The sequence below is a fragment of the Pseudoduganella buxea genome (assembly GCF_009720835.1).
GTDB lineage: Bacteria > Pseudomonadota > Gammaproteobacteria > Burkholderiales > Burkholderiaceae_D > Rugamonas > Rugamonas buxea.
On the sequence record NZ_WNKZ01000001.1, the window covers coordinates 44,595 to 68,001 of the forward strand.

The following is a 23,407-nucleotide window of genomic DNA, read 5'->3' on the forward strand; positions in this document are numbered from 1 at the left end:
TTGTCCGCTCGGAGTCCCCGTGATCTTTGGTTTTCTGAAATCCCCTACCCTGTCGCCGCGCCTGCACCGGCTGCGCGAAACCGCCCTGCTCAACACCCTGACGCCGCTGGAGTTGAAGATCGTTGATGGGCTGATGCACGAACGGCGCTACCTGGCCGGCGAAATCATCTTTGACGAAGGCGAGGAAGGCCAGGCCCTGTACCTCGTCACGGCCGGCCACGTGCAGATCAGCCGCACCATCAATGGCGCGCCGGAAATCCTGACGGAGCTGTCGCCCGGCGCCTTCTTCGGCGACCTGGCGTTGCTGGACAACTCGCCCCGCAATGCCCAGGCCCGCGCGTGGGACAACTGCGAGCTGGCCGTGTTCTTCCGGGCCGACTTCATGGGCCTGATGGAAACCGATGCCGTGATCGGCTACAAGATCTCGCTGGCGCTGGCCCGCCATATCGCCAGCATGCTGCGCGAGGCCATGAATCCCGGACGGCCCCCGGTCGGAGCGCTGTGATGACGGAGCAGCAGCACTCCGGCCCCATCGTCTGGTCCGGCATCGTCGCCGCCACCTGCGTGCTGCTGTTCCTGATGCAGCAGGTGCTGTGGCTGTCGATTCCCTTCCTCTTGGGCATCATCCTGTACTACATGCTGCTCTCGCCCATGCAGCGGCTGCTGCGCATGGGGTATTCGCGCAATACGGCGGCCCTGATCGTCGGCTTCGGCTTCCTGCTGTTCGTGCTGCTGGCCGTGCTGGCCGGCGTGGCGTGGATTCCGGCGCCGTCGACGGCCTGGCATGAAATGCCGGGCCGCTACCTGGCCGCCGGCATGCGCTTCCTGCGCAATATGATGGGCGCGCTGGAGCAGCAGTTCCCCTTCCTGCAGCCCGCCCACCTGGTCGATTCGGTCGATGCCAGCCTGGCCAACTACACGCGCGGCTTCGTCGAGCGGCACCTGACGGACGTGCTGATGGCCGTCGCCGCCTGGGTGCCGTCGATGCTGCTGGCGCCCTTCCTGACCTTCTTCTTCCTGCGCGACGGCCGCCGCTTCAAGCGCTTCCTGGCCCGCGCAGTGCCGAACGCCTTCTTCGAAAAAACCCTGTACCTGCTGCACGAAGTGGACCAGACGGCGCGCCGCTACTTCCACGGCATGCTGAAACTCACCATCATCGACACGGTCGTGCTGTCGATCGGGCTGTGGGCCATCGGCCTGCAGTCTGCACTGCTGCTGGGATTCCTTGCGGCCGTGCTGGCGTGGGTGCCGTATGTCGGCTCCATCGTCGGCTGCCTGCTGGTTGTGCTGGTGGCATCGGCCGACGCACCGGACAACAATATGATGGCCTACAGCGCCATCTTCGTCTTCATCGCCGCGCGCCTGCTGGACGACTTCATCTTCATGCCCCTTACGCTGGGCCGCAGCCTGCGCATCCATCCGCTCGTCACCGTCTTGATGATCTTCATCGGCGGCGCACTGGCCGGCGTGACAGGCCTGATGCTGGTGCTGCCCCTGCTGGGCGTGACGATGGTGATCGGCGAAACCCTGGGCGTGCTGATCACCGACACGCGCCTGCAAGCCCGGCACCGCTACGCCCAGTCCCTGCGCGTCAAGCAAGCCAGCATCGACCTCAAATAGTTGCTTGAAAAATGGGGACGTACCCCATTTTCCGGGCAATGTTTCCATAAAAATGGGGTCTGTCCCCATTTTTTAGGCAATAAAAAACGGGAGCCGCGGCTCCCGTTCCGTTTGCTGCGGTGCTGCTTAGGCCGCGGCGGCGATCTTTTCCTGCTCCGCTTCCACTTCATCGTCGCCGGAGCGGATCAGGTGGTCGAATGCCGACAGGGCTGCCTTGGCGCCCTCGCCCACGGCGATGACGATCTGCTTGTATGGCACGGTCGTCACGTCGCCGGCGGCGAAGATGCCCGGGACCGACGTCTGGCCGCGTGGATCGATCTCGATCTCGCCATGCTTGGACAGGGCCACGGTGCCTTTCAGCCACTCCGTGTTCGGCACCAGGCCGATCTGCACGAACACGCCCTCCAGGTCGACCCGGTGGGTCTCGCCGGTGCCGCGGTCCTTGTACGACAGGCCGTCGACTTTCTTGCCGTCACCGTGAATCTCGGTGGTCTGGGCCGACAGGATCACCTTGACGTTCGGCAGCGAGCGCAGCTTGCGCTGCAGCACGGCGTCGGCGCGCAGTTCGTTGCCGAACTCGATCAGGGTGACGTGCTGGACGATACCGGCCAGGTCGATCGCCGCTTCCACGCCGGAGTTACCGCCGCCGATCACCGACACGCGCTTGCCCTTGAACAGGGGGCCATCGCAGTGCGGGCAGTAGGCCACGCCGTGGTTGCGGTATTCCTTCTCGCCCGGCACATTGATTTCGCGCCAGCGGGCACCCGTCGACAGGATCACCGTCTTGGCCTTCAGCACGGCACCGGTAGCGGTGTGCACTTCGGAAATCTTGCCCGGCACCAACTTGACGGCGCGCTGGGTGTTCATGATGTCGACTTCGTATTCCTTCACGTGCTGCTCCAGGGCGACAGCGAATTTCGGACCATCCGTCTCCTTGATCGACACGAAATTCTCGATCGCCAAGGTATCGAGGACCTGGCCGCCGAAACGCTCAGCCAGCACGCCGGTGTTGATGCCTTTGCGGGCAGCGTAAATCGCGGACGCCGCACCGGCAGGGCCACCGCCGACGATCAGCACGTCGAACACGTCTTTCTTGTTCAGTTCAGCTGCCTGGCGGGCACCGGCATTGGTGTCCAGCTTGGCCAGGATTTCTTCCACATTGGTTCGGCCTTGGCCGAAGTGCTGGCCGTTCAGGAACATCATCGGTACCGCCATGATCTGGCGCTCTTCGACTTCTTTCTGGAACACGCCGCCGTCGATCGTCGTGACCTTGATGCGCGGGTTAATCACCGACATCGCGTTCAGCGCCTGCACCACTTCCGGGCAGTTATGGCAGGACAGCGAGATGAAGGTCTCGAATTCGTAATCGCCGTCGAGGTTGCGGATCTGTTCGATCACGGCCTCGTCCAGCTTGATCGTGTGGCCGCCCACCTGCAGCAGGGCCAGCACCAGCGAGGTGAATTCATGGCCCATCGGGATGCCGGCGAAGCGTACGCCGACGTCGCTGCCGGCACGGTTGATCGAGAACGACGGCTTGCGCACATTGGCGGCGTTGTCCTCGATAACGGTAATCTTGTCGCTCAACGCTTCGATATCGCGGAGCAGTTCGTTCATTTCCCGCGCTTTGGCGGAGTCATCCAGCGATGCGACGATCTCAATCGGCTGCACCACTTTTTCCAGATAGGCTTTCAGTTGGGTTTTGAGATTTGCATCCAGCATGACGTTCTTCCTTTCGTTATTCGCTGCCGGACACATGCCCGGCAGCGTGCACTACTTATTTACTGCGATTACTGCTACTGCTTAGATCTTGCCGACCAGGTCCAGCGATGGGGTCAGGGTGGCAGCGCCTTCGGACCACTTGGCTGGGCACACTTCGCCTGGGTGGGAAGCGACGTACTGGGCAGCCTTCACTTTGCGCAGCAGTTCCGATGCGTCACGGCCGATGCCGTTGTCATGCACTTCCATGACCTTGATGAAGCCGTCAGGATTGATGACGAAGGTACCGCGCAGTGCCATGCCTTCTTCTTCGATCATGACCTGGAAATTACGCGACAGCAGACCGGTTGGGTCGCCGATCAGGGCGTAGTTCACTTTCTTGATGGCGTCCGACGTGTCGTGCCATGCCTTGTGAGCGAAATGGGAGTCGGTCGAAATACCGTACACTTCCACGCCCAGCTTCTGGAATTCTGCGTAGTTGTCGGCCAGGTCTTCCAGTTCGGTTGGGCACACGAACGTGAAGTCGGCTGGGTAGAACACGAAGACCGACCACTTGCCCTTCAGGGACTCTTCGCTCAGTTCAACGAACTTGCCAGCGTGGTAAGCGGTAGCCTTGAACGGTTTTACTTGGGTGTTGATCAGAGACATTTGTGTTTTCCTCGTGAGGTTGGTGAATCAAGAGACATCAGTTTAGCGAGTTCTCAGCTATTTGAAAAATTGATTGTTCCGATGATGTCAATTGAGTTTGACTATCGGAGACGATAGCGAGACCGTTATTATCCCCGTTCCTGCAGAAACGTGAATGTTGACTGAGTGATATGAAATCATCTGGCATGCAGCGCCCTGACCGCTCGGACGATAGTGTCTGCGGCCGTTTCCGGCTGCCAGAATCCGCGATGCCTGGGCATCGCTACTGGCAGCATGTCTATTTTCGCCGCGTTTTGCGCTTGGTCTTGCGCGCGCGACGATACATGCCCAGCTTGGGCTGATGGGCAACCGGCCGGCCGATGCGCGTTTCGAACGTCACCAGGCGCCGAATCAGCACGGCCTGCTTGGCAAGTACCTGGACGAAAAACGCCGAAATGGCGAACATCGGTACCGCCCAGATGACAATGCCCGCATCCGGACGGATATCGGTAATGCCGGCCCCGACCAGCATGAACACCAGCAGCGCGACAGCCAACAGCGGCTGAGCCGCCTCGGGCAGCCCGGGAACATACAGATCATGCCGAATGCCGAGCGGCCTGACGGCCATGTCCCAGTCCAGCTGATTAGTGGTGGCGTTGTAATGCTTGTCGAAGCTTCCATCACCGGATTGTGCCCACGCCGTCCTGACCTGCCGGATTCCATAGACGGCGTTCGCCGCCATCAAGGCAAGTCCTCCACCGGCCACGGCCAACTTCCGCGCGGCGCTGAGCTCCTCGATCAGGAAGATCGGGCAGAACATCGCCATCAGGAAAAAGATCAGCGAAATGCCTGCTGAGCTGGACGACAGCAACTGATACAGCAGCCGCGTCTTTGCGCGCCGCGCCAGCACGAATTGCAAGGCACCGATACTCAAGGCAAGCGCCACCGCCACCCAAACCACCGGCACGGCTGCCGCTTCGCCGACGAAGCGGTCGGTCATGGCGAAGGCGGCAATGGCGCAGATGAGGTTTGCTGCTGGGTAGATGAGGGGGTTTAAGGTCATTGCTGCGATCTAGGATGCGGCCTGCAAGGCGGGCGATAGCTCATCTGAATATGTCGTGATCATTTTTTTGAAAATCTTCATATGCCTTGTTCCACTCTTCAAATACACTAACGATCTTCATGCAGGAGTCTCATAGAAAGCCGATTTCTACTCCGAAACAATCCAAACTCCATAGTCATATTTTCTCCAAGTAGATCATTGCACGCTGCACGGTATAACTCTGCATACCCCCCGATATCATCTTCAGGTTGCCATATTTTATTTTCGGGAGCAGTTCTTGATGCGATCTCGTTGCTTTGTACATGCCGAAGGCCAAGAAATTCTGACGGCGCCTTTCAGAGTGTACGGCACATAAGCAAGATAGATCTAATCTTGATCTATAGACCAGTGCCAAATACTTTTACCATATTCTGCATCAGCTATTATCGGCATTACATCACCGGCCTTGAAAAACGCTCGGCTTGCGATTACTGCTGGCGTCTCCCAATATCCATCACGAGGGCAAATACTTCCTCCTTCTACTCGATCAGAGTCCCCGGAAATGCCTTCCTTGATTTTCTCCTCGTGACTTCGCGATTTCCGCGCGTAGTCAGCCAGATCCTTCGGGTAGACCATATTGGTTAAACCGCTATCATCAACGTCAAACACGAATGCAATAGCAGCTGCCTCAAAAGCCCAGTAACCATAATATGCTGCAGGGCCGTCAGAAACGTTATCCAGATGCGCGTTATACCATCGCGGATGAGGTGCCATAGCCTGGTACCAGGCATTCAAATAATCTTCAATTTCTTTTATGATTACACTGTCATCACTTTGGCGACATGCTGATGCCAACTGCTCATACGGCATGCCTAAGATACATTCATAGGCACTTGCCGCCGGTCCGCCACATATTTCCATTAACTCATCAAAAAGCGCATCCTTTCCAGAATGACTGCGAAGAACTTTCACGATCGCATTAAGCGACGCCCGATCACGCAGGAGTATTGCAATACTGAGCAATTGAAGCGTGTTTTGATAATCCGCCAAGTTTTCGAAATCCGGCGCAGCCATATATCGATAAGCGCCATCCTCGGGGAACTCTATGGCCAGTTGTTTAGCGAACGATTGGAAGGCTTCATTCCACACTACAAAATCGTTGACAATCTCTGAAAATCGCGGACTGATTTCATCAATGGGACATCCGGCTGTGTACTCCAACATCCAGAGCCAAAGCTTCTCCAGGTACACCATTTCCAATTCACCAGCATAATCATCGCTCCCTTCACAGAAAGAGAGTAGATTTTTTTCGGAAACCAGTATCAATTCACTCTGATTTTTGTTTGTTATTTGATACATTTGTTCGGTCAGGAACTGCTGGCGACGCAGCTCGGCGAATTTTTTGGATTCGATACTCATAGTCTCGGCCTTTTCCTGCCCGTGATATTTTTAGCTGGGCTTCTTATTCCTGTCATCGCTGTTCGAGTTTGTAGAGCGGGGATGTTTTTCATCGCGAGGTACCAAAGATTCAAGTACGTTATTACCTTGCCAATTATTTCGGAATCCTCGATCATGGACAAGGCCTCGGCAAGGTGCAGAAATCAGAAAAATCCGAAAATTTTTCAACATTCTTTTATGTTGCATCTAAATATCGCCAGACAGTAATGCCGTACGCCGCATCCGAAGCTTGCAATATCTCGCCGTACTTGAATTGGCGTTGTTGCGGAGGGATATCGAGTGTCTCCCATCTTCCCGCCTTAGGACATGGCTGTCCAGATTTCTCAGGCAATTCGACATTGTCCGCGAGATACCTGGAAGACTTGGGCGCATTGATACCACGAGCATAGTCCACTAAATCTACCGGGTTGAACATCGCATCTCTAAAACTGCTATCATCGATATCCAAAACAAACGTAATAGCTGCGGCCTCCCATGACCAGTAACCTGTAAAGACATCGCCTCTCATATGGCTGTTGTAGTACCCTTCACGCCTGCTAGCTTCATACCAGTCCTCTAGATACTCCTTCATGAGCGCCGGCCGCGCTGCCTGTGGAGCGTCAAATATCCTAATGGTCTTAAAGTAAGGCAAGTGTCTTGTACATTCGCTAGGCAACTCATCGCGATCTGGAAGAAAAATATGAAGTAGACGTTCAAGCATCCCGTCTCTGCATGGATTATTAAAATCGAGCATTCTGGGAATCTTATTTAGGAGCTTTGCCCACCCAGTCAGAATTGCCAAGCAAATAATCTGATTAGCGAAAACATATTCTGTCCCCATTAACGGCAAGATAGCCACACGGCTTCCGGCGCCCTGCTCCGATTGGTCCAGCGCAATCCAAGCATCGGAAAAGCTTTCCCAATATTGCAACACGGCAGGAAAAAATTTAGCCAGCTCTGCCACTTCATCACCACCGCTATATGCAGTCGCCAAAAAGTTCAAGCTATCCCATGCTCTTTGCTTTGCTGGAACTGATGCTTTGTATTTCCCAATCTCACCACTAATATAGTCCGGCCTCGATAAGGTTTTCCTTACCACCTCAAATCCTGTCAATAGGTCGTCGAAATTGTAATCATAAACCTCAAAATCGAGAAGCTTTTCACGCTTTTTTTTCCCAAATTTGTCGATGTCCAGCTTTTGCATGGTTTATTTTTCCAATATATTATCTGGCAAATCGATTATCAATTGCACTTCGTGTTTCACGCCCTTGGATTTGTGATGTTTTGATAACTGCCTTCCTGTGATCAAGGAAATCGAACGGCTACAGGGCTAGCTGTTGCTTTTTTCAGAATCACCTGCCCGTCGTAGTGAGCGAAGACTCCTCAATAGCGATACACCATTAGCAGTAAGATTTTCTCCGCTGAGTCTACTGTAAATCCACTCATGACTCATCTGCGTAGCCAATCCAGTGGGGTCCCCATCTTTGTCTTTACCAGGGGGGTGACGCTAGCGCGGATGCTGTCTTCTCGCTTCGTGCTGGCTTTTATCCTCACCACTTGATCTGCATGCGCATCCCGGCCCGCGCTCGAGTCCACATTCACTTGCTGGAACGGCCTGTAGTCGTAAGGGCAGAGCTTAGCTTGTACGATTTTATTCGCACTTGAGGCACCTTTATTGAGCTTTACTTGGATGGCTAACCAGATCAACGTACACATTTTTCTTCGTTTGGCAAGAAATTTCTCGTGGATAATGATAGTATATGAGCCAACCCCTGAAAATGAAGCCCATCGCCATCATATCTATGGGAATGGAAAAGACTGCGAGGAAAACGTGAACTAAAGGAAGACCGAATGCTGAGCGGATTTCCGTAGCAAAAAAGAGTGTGAGGAGGGCGGTCAATGTCGCCCCGATGAATAAATATATTGATGGGAAATGAAGCGATGCCTCCTTGCCTCCCATTAGCTTCTTATCGACTTTTTGCACATAGAACACTGTTTCTTCATCAACACGATACAACATCGATCTTTTTGTGACATCAGAATATACCGACTTATAATATGAACGAAAGCGCCATCCCCAGAATACTAGCGTTCCAATATAAACCGAAAATGCCAATATTCTGATGGAGAGAGGCAACACGCTGAAAAATAGTATACATAACCACGGAACTCCGCCAGTGAGCATGATACTTCCAAGAAAAAGGGTAGTCACACCAAAATGCTGAGCTCGCCATCCCCAGTTGAAAATTAGCGGAATGATCATCATTAAAGTAGAGAGGCCAAAAATAGCCGAACAAAATATCCAGACGGGATTTTCGATAACAGAGCCTTCCCAAGCTTCTGCCGCTAATACCATACCTATCGCGCTCAACATCATGGGTAAAGCTGCGGTAATTGGAACGAATATTCGGCCTTTTGTGTAAGGGGGGTTTAGATTTTCAAAATTGCTCAAAACAACAGCCCTTCATAACCCATAGGAATTTTTTAACTAGGTAGTCTTAAGACTCCCGTAGCTTCGCCGGCTTTTCTCATGTACGGGGCAATTGAAGCACTCGAACCATTAATATTATTTTTATCGCCTGTTACAGCTTTCCCAAACTTTTGTCGAAGGCTTTTACCATACAGCTTACCACACACTAAGGCTATAGCTATCGCTCCTATTATTATCACAGCAATAGATAACCTCAACTCGGCCATTACAGCAAGCGCGATCAGCGGCATTCAAAAACACATTTCACTAAATCCCGCAGGTAAGCAATATTAGTGATAAATTTATCGTCAATACCCAAGAGATAAGCCGCGGCCCCGGCGTCAAACGCCCAATACCCGTAATCAGGGACCCCACCGCTGGGCGAAAGACGAAGATGACCATACCAGCAGGATGTTTTTCATGGCGGGGTACCAAAGATTCAAGTACGTTTTTACCTTGCCAATTATTTCGGAATCCTCGATCATGGACAAGGCCTCGGCAAGGTGCAGAAATCAGAAAAATCCGAAAATTTTTCAACATTCTCTTATGTTGCATCTAAATATCGCCAGACAGTAATGCCGTACGCCGCATCCGAAGCTTGCAATATCTCACCGTATTTGAATTCGCGCTGTTGCGGTGGGATATCGAGTGTCTCCCACCTTCCTGCCTTAGGACATGGCCGTCCAGATTTCTCACGCAACTCGACACTGTCCGCTAGATCCCTGGAAGACTTGGGCGCATTGATACCACGAGCATAGTCCACTAAGTCTACTGGGTAGAACATCGCATCTCTATAACTGGCATCATCGATATCTAAAATATAAGTAATGGCTGCAGCCTCCCACGACCAATAACCGGTAAAAACATCGCCTCGCTTATGGCTATTGTAATAAACCTCGCGGCGACTGGCTTCGTACCAGTCTTCAAGGTATTCCTTCATCAGACTTGATCTATTTTCGTTAGGTGACGAAAATATCTTTAATGTCTTAAAATATGGCAAATGCCGTGTGCACTCATCCGGCGCTGGCGCGCGATCAGGCATAAAGGCTGACAATAGTCTTTCTAACATGCCGTCGCGAACCGGATTATTAAAATCGACGACATCTGCTGCTTGCCTGAGCAAGCCACTCCTGCCGAGAAGAATACTTAGGCAAACAATTTGGTTCGCACGGGAAAATGCCGTGTCCAGCAAAGGGATGGCTGCGACCGCAGTTTTCTCATCGCTGTCAAGCTCCTGCGTTTTTTTCCACGCATCGGTGTAGAAGCTCCAGTATTGAAGAATCGATGGATACAAAGCTGCAAGATCGGAAATTGAATGGCCGCCACTAAAGCAATTTATCAAAAATATTAGAGAGTCATATGCCCGTTGTTGAGATGGAATAGCCAGCTTATGGAAATTTTCGGGTTTATCCTGATATTGCGGCAGCATCTGTGTTTTTCTAACGATATCAAAACCGACAATCATTTCGTCGAAGTTATTTTCGTATACCGAGTATTCGAGCAGTTTTTCCCGCTTTAACGAAGAAAACTCATCCAATGTAAGCTTTTTCATAATTTACCTTTTCAAAATATTGTTGGGCAAATCCACTACTAATTGCACCTCGTGGATGGAGCCTCTTGACTTTTGATGTTTCGAAAGCTGTCTGCCGGTGACCAATGATATCCAGCGCTTATATGGGTAATCAGGAACTTCGTCACCAGCCAAGGAGAGACGCAAAAGTCTAAGCTGCTTCTTGAGCCTCAGACCTTCGGAAACAAGATTTTCTTCTTCAAGGCGGTCATTAATCCATTGGTGACTCATCTGCGTAGCCAATCCAGTGGGGTTCCCGTCTTTGTCTTTACCAGGGGGATTGACGCTAGCGCGGATGCTGTCTTCTCGCTTCGTGCTGGCTTTTATCCTCACCACTTGATCGGCATGCGCGTCCCGGGCAGCGCTATGGAAAGTGTTGGGCTGGCCGCCAGGAGTGGGATTGCTCGCTTCCTCACTTCGCAGCACTGCGAACTTCTCCGCCAGTGCGTTCGGCAACGCTGCTATCAGCGTCAATGAGTCAAAGAGCCGTGATTTGGTCTCGCCGACAACGAATGGCTTCACAGGGTTTCGCTCATTTGCCCAGAGGTGATCGATGCCCGTATGGGGATTAGAGTTCTCTTCGGTGAGGTTTCCGCCGTTGTTCACCTTGACAAAGGTTGCATGTTTGCGTTTGACGAAATAGTCTGTGATGTGCTCCCCAGGCACGCCGCTTTTCCATTTGCGTTTTTTGGGCCTTCCAGCCTTCTTGGTAGCATTGTTCGTTTTGTTAGTCTGAGCGCGTGCTGTCTTGACGTCTTTGTTGGCCTTCTCCAGCAAATTCGCCTCGGTTCGCACGCTCCTGGTTGCTTGCAGGGTTGTACGTTTCGCACTATCTTCGATGGCGTCCGGCATAATCCGACTGGTGCTGGGGGACACGGCAGCCGTATTGCCGGGCAGTTCGTGATTCAACATCTTTTTGTGTATCTGCTGTAGTTCTTGGAAAGCGCCATCGATCATCCTGGGTGCATTCTTTTCGATATCGCGCAGTTCTGAAATCACCTGCTGGATTTGGTCTCGCCCTGCGACTGCCTTCATTACCCAACTATCAAGGCCATCAATAAATGCTGTGATGGTCTTTGCAAACAAGCTCTTGCAGTCACTGGCCAGCACTGCCCAGTTTACGTTCTTGATGTATTTCTCGACGTTACCGCGAACTTTAGGAGAAACGCCTTCCATGACGCGACCGAGGTTGCCGCCTTGCTTCATTAACTTGAATCCGACCTTCAGTGCGTCACCAACCGCCGGCACACAGCCAATGAGCGTTATCGACAGTTCGACCCATACACCGATCGCGGCAGGGGTCCGTGAGACAGCGATAATACCGATGATCAGGTCGCGCACGTCCATTGCCTGCCCGATGCCAGGCACGACACCGAGGATGCCGGTGATGATGATGTGCGATGGCGAGCTGCCAGCCCCGCTGACGAGGTCACTCAACCACGTAGATATGGTGTCATCTGCCTTTTTGATGGCTCTGGCCGAGTGACCATTAAGGGGAATTTCTTTCATAGCTGCTGCGTTCATGCTTTACTCCGGCCGTCTTCCTCGTCATCGTTTTCGCCACCATCTTCACTGCCATCGTGCTTTTCGCGATAGGACTGATCTGCAGCAACGGCTTCCGGCTGCGCCTCATTGGCGTAGAGATAATCGTTATAGTGGAAGTCGTATTCAAGGGTGCTTTCACCGCCATCGTCCATGTCGCCTGTCATCTCTTCGATCTCGTCCGGGAAGAAATTTTCTTTGTAGTACGCATCCTCCTGGGCGAGGTAGGCGGTAAGGATTTGAGCTGCTTCGTCGTCGGTTGTAGCTTTCGCCCCGTACAGGGCATTTGCCTTGCGCGGCTTGCGCAGGACTGCCTCACGCTCATCTTCGCCGTAGGTCACGACGCCGCCGCTGGACGGGACGTTTTCGATGCGGGCAAATCCCTGGGCGTCGAGTTTTCCTTCGATGCTGGTCCCGTCATCGAACTGCACTTTATACGGAGCACCGACCATCGGCTGCATATCGTCCCAGCGGTAGTTCAGCTCCATGAAATTATCGATGTTCTCCGCCTTCGGCAAAGCCGGCAACGTCGGCGATGCACTGGCCGGCCCACCCAACTCCTTCATGCTCGCCTTGAACGTCATCGTTCCCGGCCCATGGATCATGATGTCCCCGCCCTCGAGCTTCAGGTAGGCCCCCTGGGCGGTCAGCATGACGTGTTCCTTGGCGGACAGGCTGACGCTCTTGCCGACACTGGCGACGGTGATGAGCTTGTCCGCGGTGACCTTGGCTACATCCGACTGGGCTTGCACGCTGACCTTGCCGCTGGCGGCATGCAGCTTCAGGCCCGTTTCCTGGTTCGGCTTTTCTGCCGCACCGGCTTTGCCATAGGTGAACAGGCTGATGCCGTCCTTCACCTGCTGATACGTACTGCCCTGCGCGGTGAAGTTGATGTCCTGTCCTGCCGCCAGGCTGGTCGTGGCACCGGCCGAAATCAGCGCCGATGCCGGCGTGGTGGCGGCGATGCCTGCTGGGCTCGACAGCTGTAGCTGTGGCTCACCAAAGGCCGTGGCATTGCCCTGGCCGCCAGTGTCGCCGGTGCCGCCAGCGGTGCCATCGAGCACGTCGATGCTGTGCGCGACGCCGGCCACGGCATGCAACTTGGCCGGTTCCGGTTCGTCCTTCAGCCGGGCGTTGTGCTTCTGCGCGGTTTCGGCCCAGGTCGTGTGCAGGTCCAGGCTTTGGCCCAGCTGGGCTTGGGCTTCGCGCGCGTCCAGCTGCTGGCCGCTGGCGCCATTGCGGACGTCGGTGGACAGCAGCAAACCCTGGCCGGCGCGCAGGGCGGCGCCGTGGGCGGTTTTCAGCTCGGCGCCGAAGCCGGCCGCTTGCAGGCGCTGGTTGTCGGCCTGGTGTCGCAGGTGGCCCAGGTTCAGTTCGTCCGCGCCGTCGTGGGCCGTGGCATGGCGTTGCACGGCGATGCGCGCTTCGGCCGGGGTGTCGTCGAAGACGAGCTGGCTGTAGGCACCCGTGCCGCTCCGGCTCGCCTGCAGGGCCTGCGACTTCAGGCCGGACAGGCTGGCCGGGTGGGCATGGGCGCCGGCCTCGCCCGGGAACCAGGCCGGCGCATTGCCCGTGGCGGGGCCGGCGCCACCGGCCACCTGGTTGTGCTGGGCGTCGGGAGCGCCGGCGCCGTTGTACAGGCTGCCGATGACGACGGGGCGGTCGATGTCGCCGTCGAGGAAATCGACCAGCACTTCGCTGCCCACGCGGGGGATGGCGACGGCACCCCAGTTGCTGCCGGCCACGGGCGCCATCGGCGTGGCCAGGCGCACCCAGGTGCCGGCCTGGTCGTCGCCGGGGGCACCGCTGCCGGCCGCGGCCGGATGGTCCAGGCGGCTGTGGCTGTGCTCGCCCCGTTGCCAGTGGAACTGCACCTTGATGCGGTGATCGCGGTCGGTGTGGACGACGGCGCCCGGCGGGCCGACGACGATGGCCGTCTGCTGGCCCCGCACGGTGGGTTTCGGATGCAGCAGCACGCCGTGGTCGTCTGTCGTGCTGCTGCGGTAGGGCACCTTGGCGCGGATGGCGTCGATGCGGTTGCGGTAGACGGGCCGCTCGCCCTTGCCGGGGCCGACGGCGTGCAGGCTGCTGCCCTGTTCCTTGTCGATCCGCTCGGCCAGCGCGCTGGCGCCCAGGGCCCGTTCGATGCTGCTGCGCACGTCCGCCGCCAGGTTGTTGTGCGCCAGGTGCAGCACGCGGGTGACGACGAAGCTGCTGTCGCTGCCGGCCAGCACGGCATGATCCTGCAAGGTGAAGGTGGTGCCGGGACTGAGCGTGCGCACCGTGCCGGCGCCCGTGAACACCTCGCGGCCCGCTTCCAGCGCCTCGAGCTGGCGGTCCGCGATGCGCTGGCCGTGCGCGCGCGAGGTGTAGGCATAAGTACCGGGAGCATCCCTGTGCAGCATGGACGTATCGGCCACGGTGCTGGCCGCGCCGACGGGGCGGCTGCCCTTGCTGCGGTAGTCCCAACTGCCCAGTTCGATACCGCCGGCTGTCCAGCGCAGCGCGCTGCGCCAGCGGTCCATGCTGTCCTCCCGCATCACCGCACCCGGCTGGGTGAAGCGCACGGTTGACTGCTGGTTCGGCTGGAAGCTGCCATTATGGTCGGCAATCACGAGCGTATGGCCGTCGGCCGCGTGTTCGAAGTAATAGAACAGGCCTTCCGCATGCATCAGCCGTTCGGCGAAGGCCCAGTTCGATTCCTGGTACTGGCAGGTCAGCGAACGCTTCGGGTAGAGCGCGGGGTCGGCGATGTCGTAGCGCCACTGCGGCTTCAGGGTGCCAGGGTCCTGCCAGTCCCCGAACAGCGCATCGAGGATGTCGAACACGCCCTGGTCCTGGAACACGCGGCTGTCGCGGCCGGCGGCAAGGAAGGCTGTCCAGGGGCCGACCGTCAGTTCATAACGGGCCAGGCCGCCGTCGGCGCCCAGCATACGCGCCGCCGTCACATGACCGTGAAACGGACGCGGGGTGGTGCTCACGTTCGTCATCAGTTGCAGCAGCACGGGCTGGCCCAGCAGCGACTTCAATGCAATGCCCGGGTTGTTCGACAAGGCCGTGACGGTCAATTCGTAAGGCTGGCTGAGGCCTTCCTCGCCACGCAGGCATTCCGGTACAAGGATGTCCGGGCCGAGCGGGGTGGTCAGTTGAAGGATGCGGGTATCCTGCTTCAGCAGGTCGGTCAGCACGAACATGGACGGAACCCCGGGAGGTGTTAGCAATTTGCTATGTCGGACCCGACATTACACCCCAGAAGTGCTTTTAAGACAAGTACGATCCAGCTGACCCGGCGCAGAAATCCCGTCAGCCTGCCGCAGCGGCAGCGCGTTGCCCCAGCAGCAGCGCATCGAACTGTTCGGCCGGCATGGGCCTTGCAAAAAGATAGCCTTGGCCATAGTCGCAGCCGGCCGCCGCCAGCAGGTCGCGCTGCTCGGCCGTTTCGACGCCCTCGGCAATAACGTCCAGCCCCAGCTTGTGTGCCATGACGATAATGGCTTCGGACAAGGCCATGTCGCTCGAGTCCGGCGCCAGGTTGCGGGTGAAGCTGCGGTCGATCTTCAGGTAGTCGATATCGAACTTGTTCAGGTACGACAGCGACGAATAGCCCGTGCCGAAGTCGTCCAGCGCCACCTGGATGCCGGCATCGCGCAACTGCAGCAGCTTGTCCGTCACCATCGTGCTGGCGTCGAGCAGCAGGCCTTCCGTGATTTCGACGACGATGGCCTGGCCCGGCACGCCGAGCTGGCGCAAGGCGCGCAGCCAGACGTCGTAGCTGCCGCCTTCGCGCTGGAACTCCACCGGCGACTGGTTCAGGCTGACCTGGAATTGCGCATGCACATCGCGGCGCCACCGCTGCACCCAGCGCAGCGATTCGTTGAAGACCCACTGGCCGATATCGACGATCAGGCCGCTCGATTCGGCCAGCGGAATGAATTCGAGGGGGCTGACGAGACCCCGCTGCGGGTGCTCCCACCGCAGCAGAGCTTCAGCCTTGTGGATCGCGCCCGTGCCCAGGTGCACGATAGGCTGGAAGTACAGCTTCAGCTGCTCGCCCTTGATGGCGCTGCGCAAGTCATTGGTCAGGCGCATCCGGTGCAGCGCGGCCACCTGCAAGGCGGGCGTGAAATAGCTGAAGCGGTTGCGCCCGGCGCCCTTGGCGGCGTACATGGCCTGGTCCGCATGCTTCAGCAGGTCCTCGACACTGCCGGCGTCGTCCGGATACAGGGTGATGCCGATGCTGGCGGAAATGAAGGCCTGCTCGCCCTCCAGGGGGAACGGCGCCAGCAGGCTGTCGAGGATATTCTGGGCAATGGTTTCCACCCGCTCCGCATCGTGCAATTGCGGCAGGATGACGGTGAACTCGTCGCCGCCCAGGCGCGCCACCGTGTCCGACTCGCGCACGCAGGCGCCGATGCGCCGTGCCGCGTCGACCAGCAGCACGTCGCCCTGGTGGTGGCCCAAGGTGTCGTTGACTTCCTTGAAGTGGTCCAGGTCGATGAACAGGATGGCGATGCGGCTGCCGTCGCGCCGGCACTTGACGATGCCCTGCTGCAGCCGGTCGAGGAACATGCGCCGGTTCGGCAACTGGGTCAGCGGATCGAAGTTGGCCTGCTGCCAGATCAGCGCTTCCGTTTCCTTCTGGTCCGTCACGTCTTCGATCATGCACAGCTTCACGCGCGGGCCCGGCTTGTCCGCGTCCAGCGGCACGACCGAGGCCTCGACCCAGACGATGGAGCCGTCGCCCCGTATCAGCCGGTTGGTATTGCGAAAGCCCGGGATCTCGCGCTCCTGCAGCCGCTGCATCTGGACGGCGCAGGCGGCCAGGTCGTCCGGGTGGACGATATCGCGCCACGAGCATTGCGCCAGCTGCGCCGCGGTTCGGCCCGTGATGTCCAGCCAGCGGGGATTGGCGTCGGAAAACGTGCCGGATTTGGGGTCGATCAGGGCAATGCCCATCGGCACCGCCTCGAACATCGTGCGGAAGCGTTCCTCGCCCGTGCGGATGGCTTCGGCGGCGCGCCCCCGTTCGCGTGCCAGCAGCGCCACGTGCACGCCGGCACCCAGCAGCAGCAGCGTCGCGGCCACGCCCAGGATGCGGTACAGCCAGACCAGGTTGGGCCCGCTGTCCGTGTTGTACAGGAACCCGTTGAACGAGGCGCCGCGCGGCACCTGGCCCAGCGCCGTATAGACGTCGGCGATATGCTGCCACCGGTCCGGGTTCATGTAGCCTACTTCCACCAGCACGGGTTGCACCAGCGGCACCATCTGGCGCGCTTCGTACAGCAGGTGCTGGCGGTCATGCTTGCGGGTGTATTTGGCCAGGATCAGGTCGACCATTTCCTCCTGGTGGCTCATCGCATACTGCCAGCCGCGCATGCTGGCGGCGCGGAAGGCCTTGACCCGGTCCGGATTGGCGCTGAGCTCCTGTTCGCTGGTAAACAGGTTGTCGCCGTAGAAGTCGATGCCGGCGGCGCGCGGCGAGTAGATATCGTAGGGGAAGCGGGCGCGGTCCAGGTAGTCCGGCTCGTTGGTGGTGTAGATCGACATGGCGTCGACCCGGCCGCTGATCAGGTCGTTCGGATTGTAACTGTGCTCGACCCGTTCGAGCCGCTCGGGCGCGATGCCTTCCTTCTTCAGGTAGGCCACCAGCTCGTCGGCCATGTTCAGACGGTCGGCGCGCGGCCCCAGCATGATGCGCTTGCCGATCAGGGCGCGCAAATCCGGCGCGGCGCCCTGCTGGCGCATCGCCAGCGCATAGGGCGAATGCTGGAATACGACGGCCAGCACCACCAGGGGCCGGCCTGCGAGACGCGACAGCAACAGGGTGCTGCTGCCCGTGCCGAACTGGGCCTCGCCGGACAGCACGGCCCGCTCAGGTGCATCGCCGTCGCTGCCTTCGCGGATCGTCACGTCCAGCCCCGCCTCGCGGTAGAAGCCCTTTTCCACGGCGGCGTAGTAGCCGGCAAACTGGAACTGGTGCGTGTGCTTCAGTTGCAGCACGACGGGGTCGCTTTGCGGGGTTGCCACCGCGCTGCCGCACAGCAGGAATACCCCTGCCGCCGCCAGCAGCAGCCTGCGGCCCTGCAGGAATGCGACCAGGATGGCTTGCACGTCGTTTATGGGAGAGGGGGGTGGGCGAAGGCGGGCATGATCCGATTGTACTGCCTTCCAAGGCCGGGCAGCGGTGCTTGTGGCTTGCGAGCATCATGCACGCCACCGGCAGCGCCGGCGGTGTGCAGAGGGTGTATCAAGAACCCGCTATTTGCGGCCGGCCCTGGCCGGCTTGCCGGCGCTCTTGGCCGGGGCCGCTTTCGGCTTGACCTTGATGGTATCGAGGATCGATGGGCGCACCTTCGTCTCGATGGTCTCGCGCGCCGTCAGGGAACCGGTCAGCGCGTTGGGACGGGCACCGCGCGGTGCGGCCACGGGACGGCCGGCCGTGGCGCCGGCCGCGGCGCGGGGCCGTGCACCCGGTGCCAGGGTCGGCATGGCACGCTTGCCTTCGGGCGCCGCCTTCATATGTTCCTCGCCCGCGCTCCAGGCCGGGATCAGGTGCTTCTCGCCATTGCCGATCAGGTCGCCCCGGCCCATGCGCTGCAAGGTTTCGCGCAGGATCGGCCAGTTTTCCGGATCGTAGTAACGCAGGAAGGCCTTGTGGGCCTTGCGGATCTTGCCGCTGCGGGGCGTTTCAACCGCTTCGGAGTCGGCCGTCACCTTCTTCAGGGGGTTCTTGCGCGAGTGGTACATCGTCGTCGCCATCGCCATCGGCGTGGGCATGAAGGTCTGCACCTGGTCCAGGCGGAAGTTGTTCTTCTTCAGCCACAGGGCCAGGTTCAGCATGTCCTCGTCCGTCGTACCGGGATGGGCTGCGATGAAATACGGAATCAGGTACTGCTTCTTGCCTGCTTCCAGCGAGAACTTCTCGAACATGGCCTTGAACTCGTCGTAGGCGCCGATGCCGGGCTTCATCATCTTGTTCAGCACGTTCGCTTCCGTGTGCTCCGGCGCGATCTTCAAGAGGCCACCCACGTGGTGCGTGACGAGCTCCTTCACGTACTCGGGCGAACGCACGGCCAGGTCGTAGCGCAGGCCGGAGCTGATCAGGATCTTCTTCACGCCGGGAATGGCGCGTGCCTTGCGGTACAGCGAGATCAGCTTGCTGTGGTCCGTGCCCAGGTTGACGCAGATGGACGGATAGACGCAGGACAGGCGGCGGCACGATTCCTCGATGCCCTTGTCCTTGCAGGCCAGCCGGTACATGTTCGCCGTCGGGCCGCCCAGGTCGGAAATGGTGCCCGTGAAGCCCTTGGTCTTGTCGCGGATATGCTCGATCTCGCGCAGGATCGACGGCTCCGAGCGGCTCTGGATGATGCGGCCTTCGTGCTCCGTGATCGAGCAGAAGGTGCAGCCGCCGAAGCAGCCGCGCATGATGTTGACGGAGAAGCGGATCATTTCCCACGCGGGAATGCGCGCGTTGCCGTAGCTGGGGTGCGGCGCGCGGGCATAGTTCATGTCGTAGACGCCGTCCATCTCGTCCATCGCCAGCGGCAGCGGCGGCGGGTTGATCCACACGTCGCGCTCACCGTGCTGCTGCACCATGGCGCGCGCATTGCCGGGATTCGATTCCAGGTGGAACACGCGCGAGGCGTGGGCATACATCACCGGATCGGCGCTGACGGTTTCGTACGACGGCAGGCGCACCACGGTCTTGCTGTGCTTTTCGCGCGCCATGGCCTGGCGTTCCTCGCGCGTCATGATGCGGATCGGCTTGATCACTTCCGGCGCGCTCTTGGCGTTGTCCGTGGCGCAGGCCGACTTGTCTTCCTGGGCCATCGCATACGGGTCCGGGTGGGCGTCGATCTTGCCCGGCACGTCGACGCGGGTGGAGTTGTGCACGCCCCAGTCGTCCGACGGCAGCCAGCCCTGCGGCACCATGAAGGCCGTGCCGCGCAGGTCGCGGATGGCCTTGATGTCCTCGCCCGCGTTCATGCGGTGGGTCAGGTCGACCAGCGCCCGCTCGGCGTTGCCGAAGATCAGCAGGTCGGCCTTCGAATCGGTCAGCACGGACTTGCGCACCTTGTCCGACCAGTAATCATAGTGGGCGATGCGGCGCAGCGAGGCCTCGATACTACCGATGACGATCGGCGTGCCGGGGAAGGCTTCACGGGCGCGCTGGGCATACACCGTGACGGCGCGGTCGGGCCGCTTGTTCGGCTCGCCATTGGCCGTGTAGGCATCATCCGAGCGGATCTTGCGGTCCGACGTGTAGCGGTTCACCATCGAGTCCATATTGCCCGCCGTGACGCCGAAATACAGGCGCGGCTTGCCCAGCGCGCGGAACGGCTCGGCCGATTGCCAGTCCGGCTGGCTGATGATGCCCACGCGGTAGCCCTGCGCTTCCAGCAGCCGGCCCACCAGGGCCATGCCGAAGCTGGGGTGGTCGATATAGGCGTCGCCGGTGATCAGGATGACGTCGCACTCGTCCCAGCCCAGCTTGTCCATTTCGGCACGGGTCATGGGCAGGAAGGGCGCAACGGCAGCGCGGGCAGACCGCTTGGGGACGGTCGCAAAGAGGTTTGCTGGGGAGTTCATCGGCAGGATTGTACCAAAATTGGCCCTGCTCCGCGCACCCCGGCTCGCAATTTCTCCCGAAAACCTTTTATTTTTCAATAACTTGTATTGCAACTGGCAACTTGCAAGAAATAAGGTCCTGTCCAGATTGCATTACAGCCGGAACGGACTATAACGAAACATGCAAGCCAATTTCTGACGCCAGGGGAGGTCATATGCGACGTCGTCTGTACTACCTGCTGCCGGACATTCCTTCCGCGCGAACCATGCTCGACGAGCTGCTGCTGGCGCGCATCGAGGAACGGCATATTCACTTCATGGCCCGCGAGGGCAGCTTGCCGGACGATATGCCCGGCTGCAGTTTTGCAATGAAAACGGACCTGGTGCACGGCGCCCAGGTGGGCATCGTGATGGGGGCCACCATCGGCTTCCTGGTCGGCTTCGTGCTGGCCCTGTCCCAGCCTTACGGGCTGGACGTGCCGACGGGGATGATCCTCCTGATGGCACTGGGCGGCGCCCTGTTCGGCGCCTGGGCATCCGGCATGAACGGCTGCGCGATTCCGAACAAGAAGCTGGAGCAGTACACGGACCGCATCGAGCAGGGCCAGGTGCTGATGATGGTGGACGTGCCCGTGCGCCGCATCGTCGAGATCGAAGACATGATCGCCCGGCGCCATCCGAACTTCAATTTCGCCGGCGTGGAACCGCCGATGCTGGCGTTCCCCTGACAACAGGCCTTGCCGGCGGGGCGGTCGCGCCGCCGGCACTACCCGTTCAGATCCCCATATTTCCCAGAATCCGCGTCAATTCCCGCAACGTCGGCTCCAGGGCCGGGTGCTTGGCCGCGAACTGGGCCGAGATTTCCTGCGTGCGCTCGGCCAGGCCGTAAGTCGTGCTGCCGGATTCGTCGACGCTGCCGTCCGCCGCACGCTGCTCCAGCAGCTGGTGGATGTCCCCGTCCAGCTGGCGCAGCAGGTCCTGCAGCTCCTCGTCGACCGGGCCGGCATTCGACAGCGCGCCATGCAGGTTGCGCAGCGAGTCCTTCAGTTGATTCTCCATGGCCTTCTCCTGGCGTAGTTCAATACACAACTTATACACCGAAATTCCCCGTTCCGGCCACACCTGCCGGGCAGGGCAGCCCAGTCATGCGTGGGGACGGGGGGCCCTATAAGCAGGGGATATATCTTTCCACACGGAATCTCAACAATATCGCCCAGATATCATTATGGTGAATCGCGTCCATCCGAACACGAAATTGGATTTATATCTGGCACGGCCGTATTCTGACTCCATCGACTACTGCTTCCCACAAAGGAAAACGCCATGAACACCACGACCTACGCTCCCGTCTCCCCCTCGCCACTGCGCGCCTGGCTGAAGGCTGTCGGCGCCGAGTTCCGCAATGCCATGGAACTGCTGGGCCGCCCTTACGTGAACGGCCAGCTGCCTTCGTACTAAGCTTTCTTTCCCCGGCGATTCGCCGCCGCGAGGATGCGGCGAAACGTCGGACACTCCAGGTGACTGGGTGCCGGACAGCCGGCGGCATGCCGCAAGCCGTCGCGCAAGGCCGACAGCCGCCGGATGGTCCGGTCCAGCTCATCGGCCCGTCCCACCAGCATGGCGCGGTCCAGCGCCAGCTTGCCATCCCCGGCGAACATCGCGCCGATCTCGTCCAGCGTAAAACCGGCCGCCCGCCCCAGCGCGATCAGCGCCAGCCGTTCCAGCACGGCGCCGTCGAACAGGCGCCGCAGCCCGCGCCGCCCGCTGGATGCAATCAACCCCTTCGCTTCATAAAACCGCAAGGTGGACGGCGCCACGCCCGCCTGCCGCGCCACCTCGCCGATATCGAGTATCGCCATGCTTGACCTCAAGTCCACTTGAAGTGCCAAGATAGCACTTCGACACGCATGGAGGAAAGCACGATGACCACCGATACTTCGCAACCGGCCCTGTGGGGCGGCACGGCCGGCAATGCCTGGGCCGAGCTGCAGGACCTGCTCGATCGCATATTCCACCCGTTCGAGGCCCTGCTGGCGGCCGGCCTGGCGCCACGCCAGCGGGTGCTCGACATCGGCTGCGGCACGGGTAGCACCACGCTGGCGGCGGCGCGGCGGGTAGGCCTGGGTGGCCACTGCACCGGCATCGACATTTCGGCGCCGATGCTGGCCGTGGCGGCGCGCCGCGCGCAGGAAGAAAGCCTGGCAATCGACTTCGTGCAGGCCGACGCGCAGCGCCACGCCTTCGCGCCGGCCGCCTTCGACGCCCTGATCTCCCGTTTCGGCGTGATGTTCTTCGACGACCCCGTGGCGGCCTTCGCCAGATTGCACCAGGCCGCGCGCCACGGCGCACCGCTGCACGTTTTCGCCTGGCGGGCCGCGGCCGACAATCCGTTCATGACGGCCGCCGAGCGGGCCGCCGCGCCGCTCATCGCCTTGCCGGCTTCGGTACCCGGCCAGCCGGGCCAGTTCGCCTTTGCCGACGCTGCCCGCGTGCGCGCCATCCTCGACGCGAGCGGCTGGAGCGACGTCGCCGTCGTCCCGGCCGACGTGCCCTGCGCCTTCCCGGCGGCGGCACTGGAGCGCTACATCACGCGCATGGGCATCGTCGGTCGCGTGCTGCCCACGCTGGACGCCGCCACCCGCCAAGCCGTGCTGGCGGCAATGCGGCCGGCGTTCGAGCCCTTCATCGACGGCGACCAGGTGCGCTTCACGGCCGCTTGCTGGCAGATCACGGCAAGGGCCGCGCACACGGTGCGGTGATGTCATCAGAGGGTCACAGACGCCTTTTAAGATGCGGCGTCTTTCACTCCTGC

General features: G+C 59.3%; 18 protein-coding genes and 1 pseudogene. 5 read left to right on the plus strand and 14 right to left on the minus strand.

Annotation, left to right across the window (positions count from 1 at the left end):
• Nucleotides 1-19: 19 nt before the first annotated feature.
• A complete protein-coding gene (locus GM672_RS29070) occupies nucleotides 20-505 on the plus strand; it encodes a cyclic nucleotide-binding domain-containing protein (RefSeq protein WP_170299874.1) in 486 nt (161 codons plus the stop codon).
• Nucleotides 505-1,620, plus strand: coding sequence for an AI-2E family transporter (locus GM672_RS00210; protein ID WP_155468511.1), 1,116 nt, complete (start codon nucleotides 505-507; stop codon nucleotides 1,618-1,620). The genes GM672_RS29070 and GM672_RS00210 overlap by 1 nt, the downstream gene beginning before the upstream one ends.
• A 126-nt stretch (nucleotides 1,621-1,746) precedes the next feature.
• On the opposite strand, the gene ahpF is transcribed toward GM672_RS00210, so the two are convergent.
• The 12 genes and pseudogenes from ahpF to GM672_RS00270 form a co-directional block, all read right to left on the minus strand.
• Nucleotides 1,747-3,339, minus strand: coding sequence for an alkyl hydroperoxide reductase subunit F (ahpF, locus tag GM672_RS00215; RefSeq protein WP_155468512.1), 1,593 nt, complete (start codon nucleotides 3,337-3,339; stop codon nucleotides 1,747-1,749).
• An 81-nt stretch (nucleotides 3,340-3,420) separates the two neighbouring features.
• Nucleotides 3,421-3,984, minus strand: a complete 564-nt coding sequence (ahpC, locus tag GM672_RS00220) for an alkyl hydroperoxide reductase subunit C (RefSeq protein ID WP_155468513.1) — start codon at nucleotides 3,982-3,984, stop codon at nucleotides 3,421-3,423.
• 277 nt (nucleotides 3,985-4,261) lie between these two features.
• Nucleotides 4,262-5,026, minus strand: coding sequence for a hypothetical protein (locus GM672_RS00225; RefSeq protein WP_155468514.1), 765 nt, complete (start codon nucleotides 5,024-5,026; stop codon nucleotides 4,262-4,264).
• A 366-nt stretch (nucleotides 5,027-5,392) separates the two neighbouring features.
• Nucleotides 5,393-6,424, minus strand: coding sequence for a PoNe immunity protein domain-containing protein (locus GM672_RS00230; protein ID WP_155468515.1), 1,032 nt, complete (start codon nucleotides 6,422-6,424; stop codon nucleotides 5,393-5,395).
• Nucleotides 6,425-6,638: 214 nt separating this feature from the next.
• Complete coding sequence (locus tag GM672_RS28860; RefSeq protein ID WP_188915945.1) at nucleotides 6,639-7,646, minus strand: PoNe immunity protein domain-containing protein; 1,008 nt, start codon at nucleotides 7,644-7,646, stop codon at nucleotides 6,639-6,641.
• A 468-nt stretch (nucleotides 7,647-8,114) separates the two neighbouring features.
• Nucleotides 8,115-8,894: a hypothetical protein gene (locus GM672_RS00240; RefSeq protein ID WP_155468516.1), complete on the minus strand. Its 780-nt coding sequence runs from the start codon at nucleotides 8,892-8,894 to the stop codon at nucleotides 8,115-8,117.
• 259 nt (nucleotides 8,895-9,153) lie between these two features.
• Nucleotides 9,154-9,261 (minus strand): annotated as a pseudogene (locus GM672_RS29905) (hypothetical protein); the annotation flags it as partial.
• Between the two features lie 195 nt (nucleotides 9,262-9,456).
• Nucleotides 9,457-10,464, minus strand: a complete 1,008-nt coding sequence (locus GM672_RS28865) for a PoNe immunity protein domain-containing protein (protein WP_188915946.1) — start codon at nucleotides 10,462-10,464, stop codon at nucleotides 9,457-9,459.
• A gap of 3 nt (nucleotides 10,465-10,467) precedes the next feature.
• Nucleotides 10,468-12,006, minus strand: a complete 1,539-nt coding sequence (locus GM672_RS00255) for a hypothetical protein (RefSeq protein WP_155468517.1) — start codon at nucleotides 12,004-12,006, stop codon at nucleotides 10,468-10,470.
• The gene (locus GM672_RS00260; protein ID WP_155468518.1) at nucleotides 12,003-15,218 is read right to left on the minus strand and encodes a type VI secretion system Vgr family protein; all 3,216 of its coding nucleotides are present in this window, start codon (nucleotides 15,216-15,218) and stop codon (nucleotides 12,003-12,005) included. The genes GM672_RS00255 and GM672_RS00260 overlap by 4 nt, the downstream gene beginning before the upstream one ends.
• A gap of 109 nt (nucleotides 15,219-15,327) precedes the next feature.
• Nucleotides 15,328-18,135 carry an EAL domain-containing protein gene (locus tag GM672_RS00265; RefSeq protein WP_170299875.1) on the minus strand — a complete coding sequence of 936 codons (2,808 nt, stop codon included), beginning with the start codon at nucleotides 18,133-18,135 and terminating at the stop codon, nucleotides 15,328-15,330.
• A 147-nt stretch (nucleotides 18,136-18,282) separates the two neighbouring features.
• The gene (locus tag GM672_RS00270; protein WP_155468519.1) at nucleotides 18,283-20,616 is read right to left on the minus strand and encodes a YgiQ family radical SAM protein; all 2,334 of its coding nucleotides are present in this window, start codon (nucleotides 20,614-20,616) and stop codon (nucleotides 18,283-18,285) included.
• A 194-nt stretch (nucleotides 20,617-20,810) separates the two neighbouring features.
• Between GM672_RS00270 and GM672_RS00275 the strand changes: the two genes are divergently transcribed.
• Nucleotides 20,811-21,323, plus strand: a complete 513-nt coding sequence (locus GM672_RS00275) for a DUF1269 domain-containing protein (RefSeq protein WP_155468520.1) — start codon at nucleotides 20,811-20,813, stop codon at nucleotides 21,321-21,323.
• Nucleotides 21,324-21,369: 46 nt separating this feature from the next.
• On the opposite strand, the gene GM672_RS00280 is transcribed toward GM672_RS00275, so the two are convergent.
• Nucleotides 21,370-21,654, minus strand: a complete 285-nt coding sequence (locus GM672_RS00280) for a DUF4404 family protein (RefSeq protein ID WP_155468521.1) — start codon at nucleotides 21,652-21,654, stop codon at nucleotides 21,370-21,372.
• Nucleotides 21,655-21,918: 264 nt separating this feature from the next.
• Between GM672_RS00280 and GM672_RS29505 the strand changes: the two genes are divergently transcribed.
• A complete protein-coding gene (locus tag GM672_RS29505; RefSeq protein WP_260098586.1) occupies nucleotides 21,919-22,053 on the plus strand; it encodes a hypothetical protein in 135 nt (44 codons plus the stop codon).
• On the opposite strand, the gene GM672_RS00285 is transcribed toward GM672_RS29505, so the two are convergent.
• Entirely contained in the window at nucleotides 22,050-22,454 is a 405-nt protein-coding gene (locus tag GM672_RS00285) for a helix-turn-helix domain-containing protein (protein WP_155468522.1), read from the minus strand. The two genes, GM672_RS29505 and GM672_RS00285, sit on opposite strands and share 4 nt — an antisense overlap.
• 63 nt (nucleotides 22,455-22,517) lie before the next feature.
• Here GM672_RS00285 and GM672_RS00290 point away from each other — a divergent pair, with 63 nt between their 5' ends.
• Nucleotides 22,518-23,354: a class I SAM-dependent methyltransferase gene (locus GM672_RS00290; RefSeq protein ID WP_229417484.1), complete on the plus strand. Its 837-nt coding sequence runs from the start codon at nucleotides 22,518-22,520 to the stop codon at nucleotides 23,352-23,354.
• Nucleotides 23,355-23,407 lie beyond the last annotated feature (53 nt).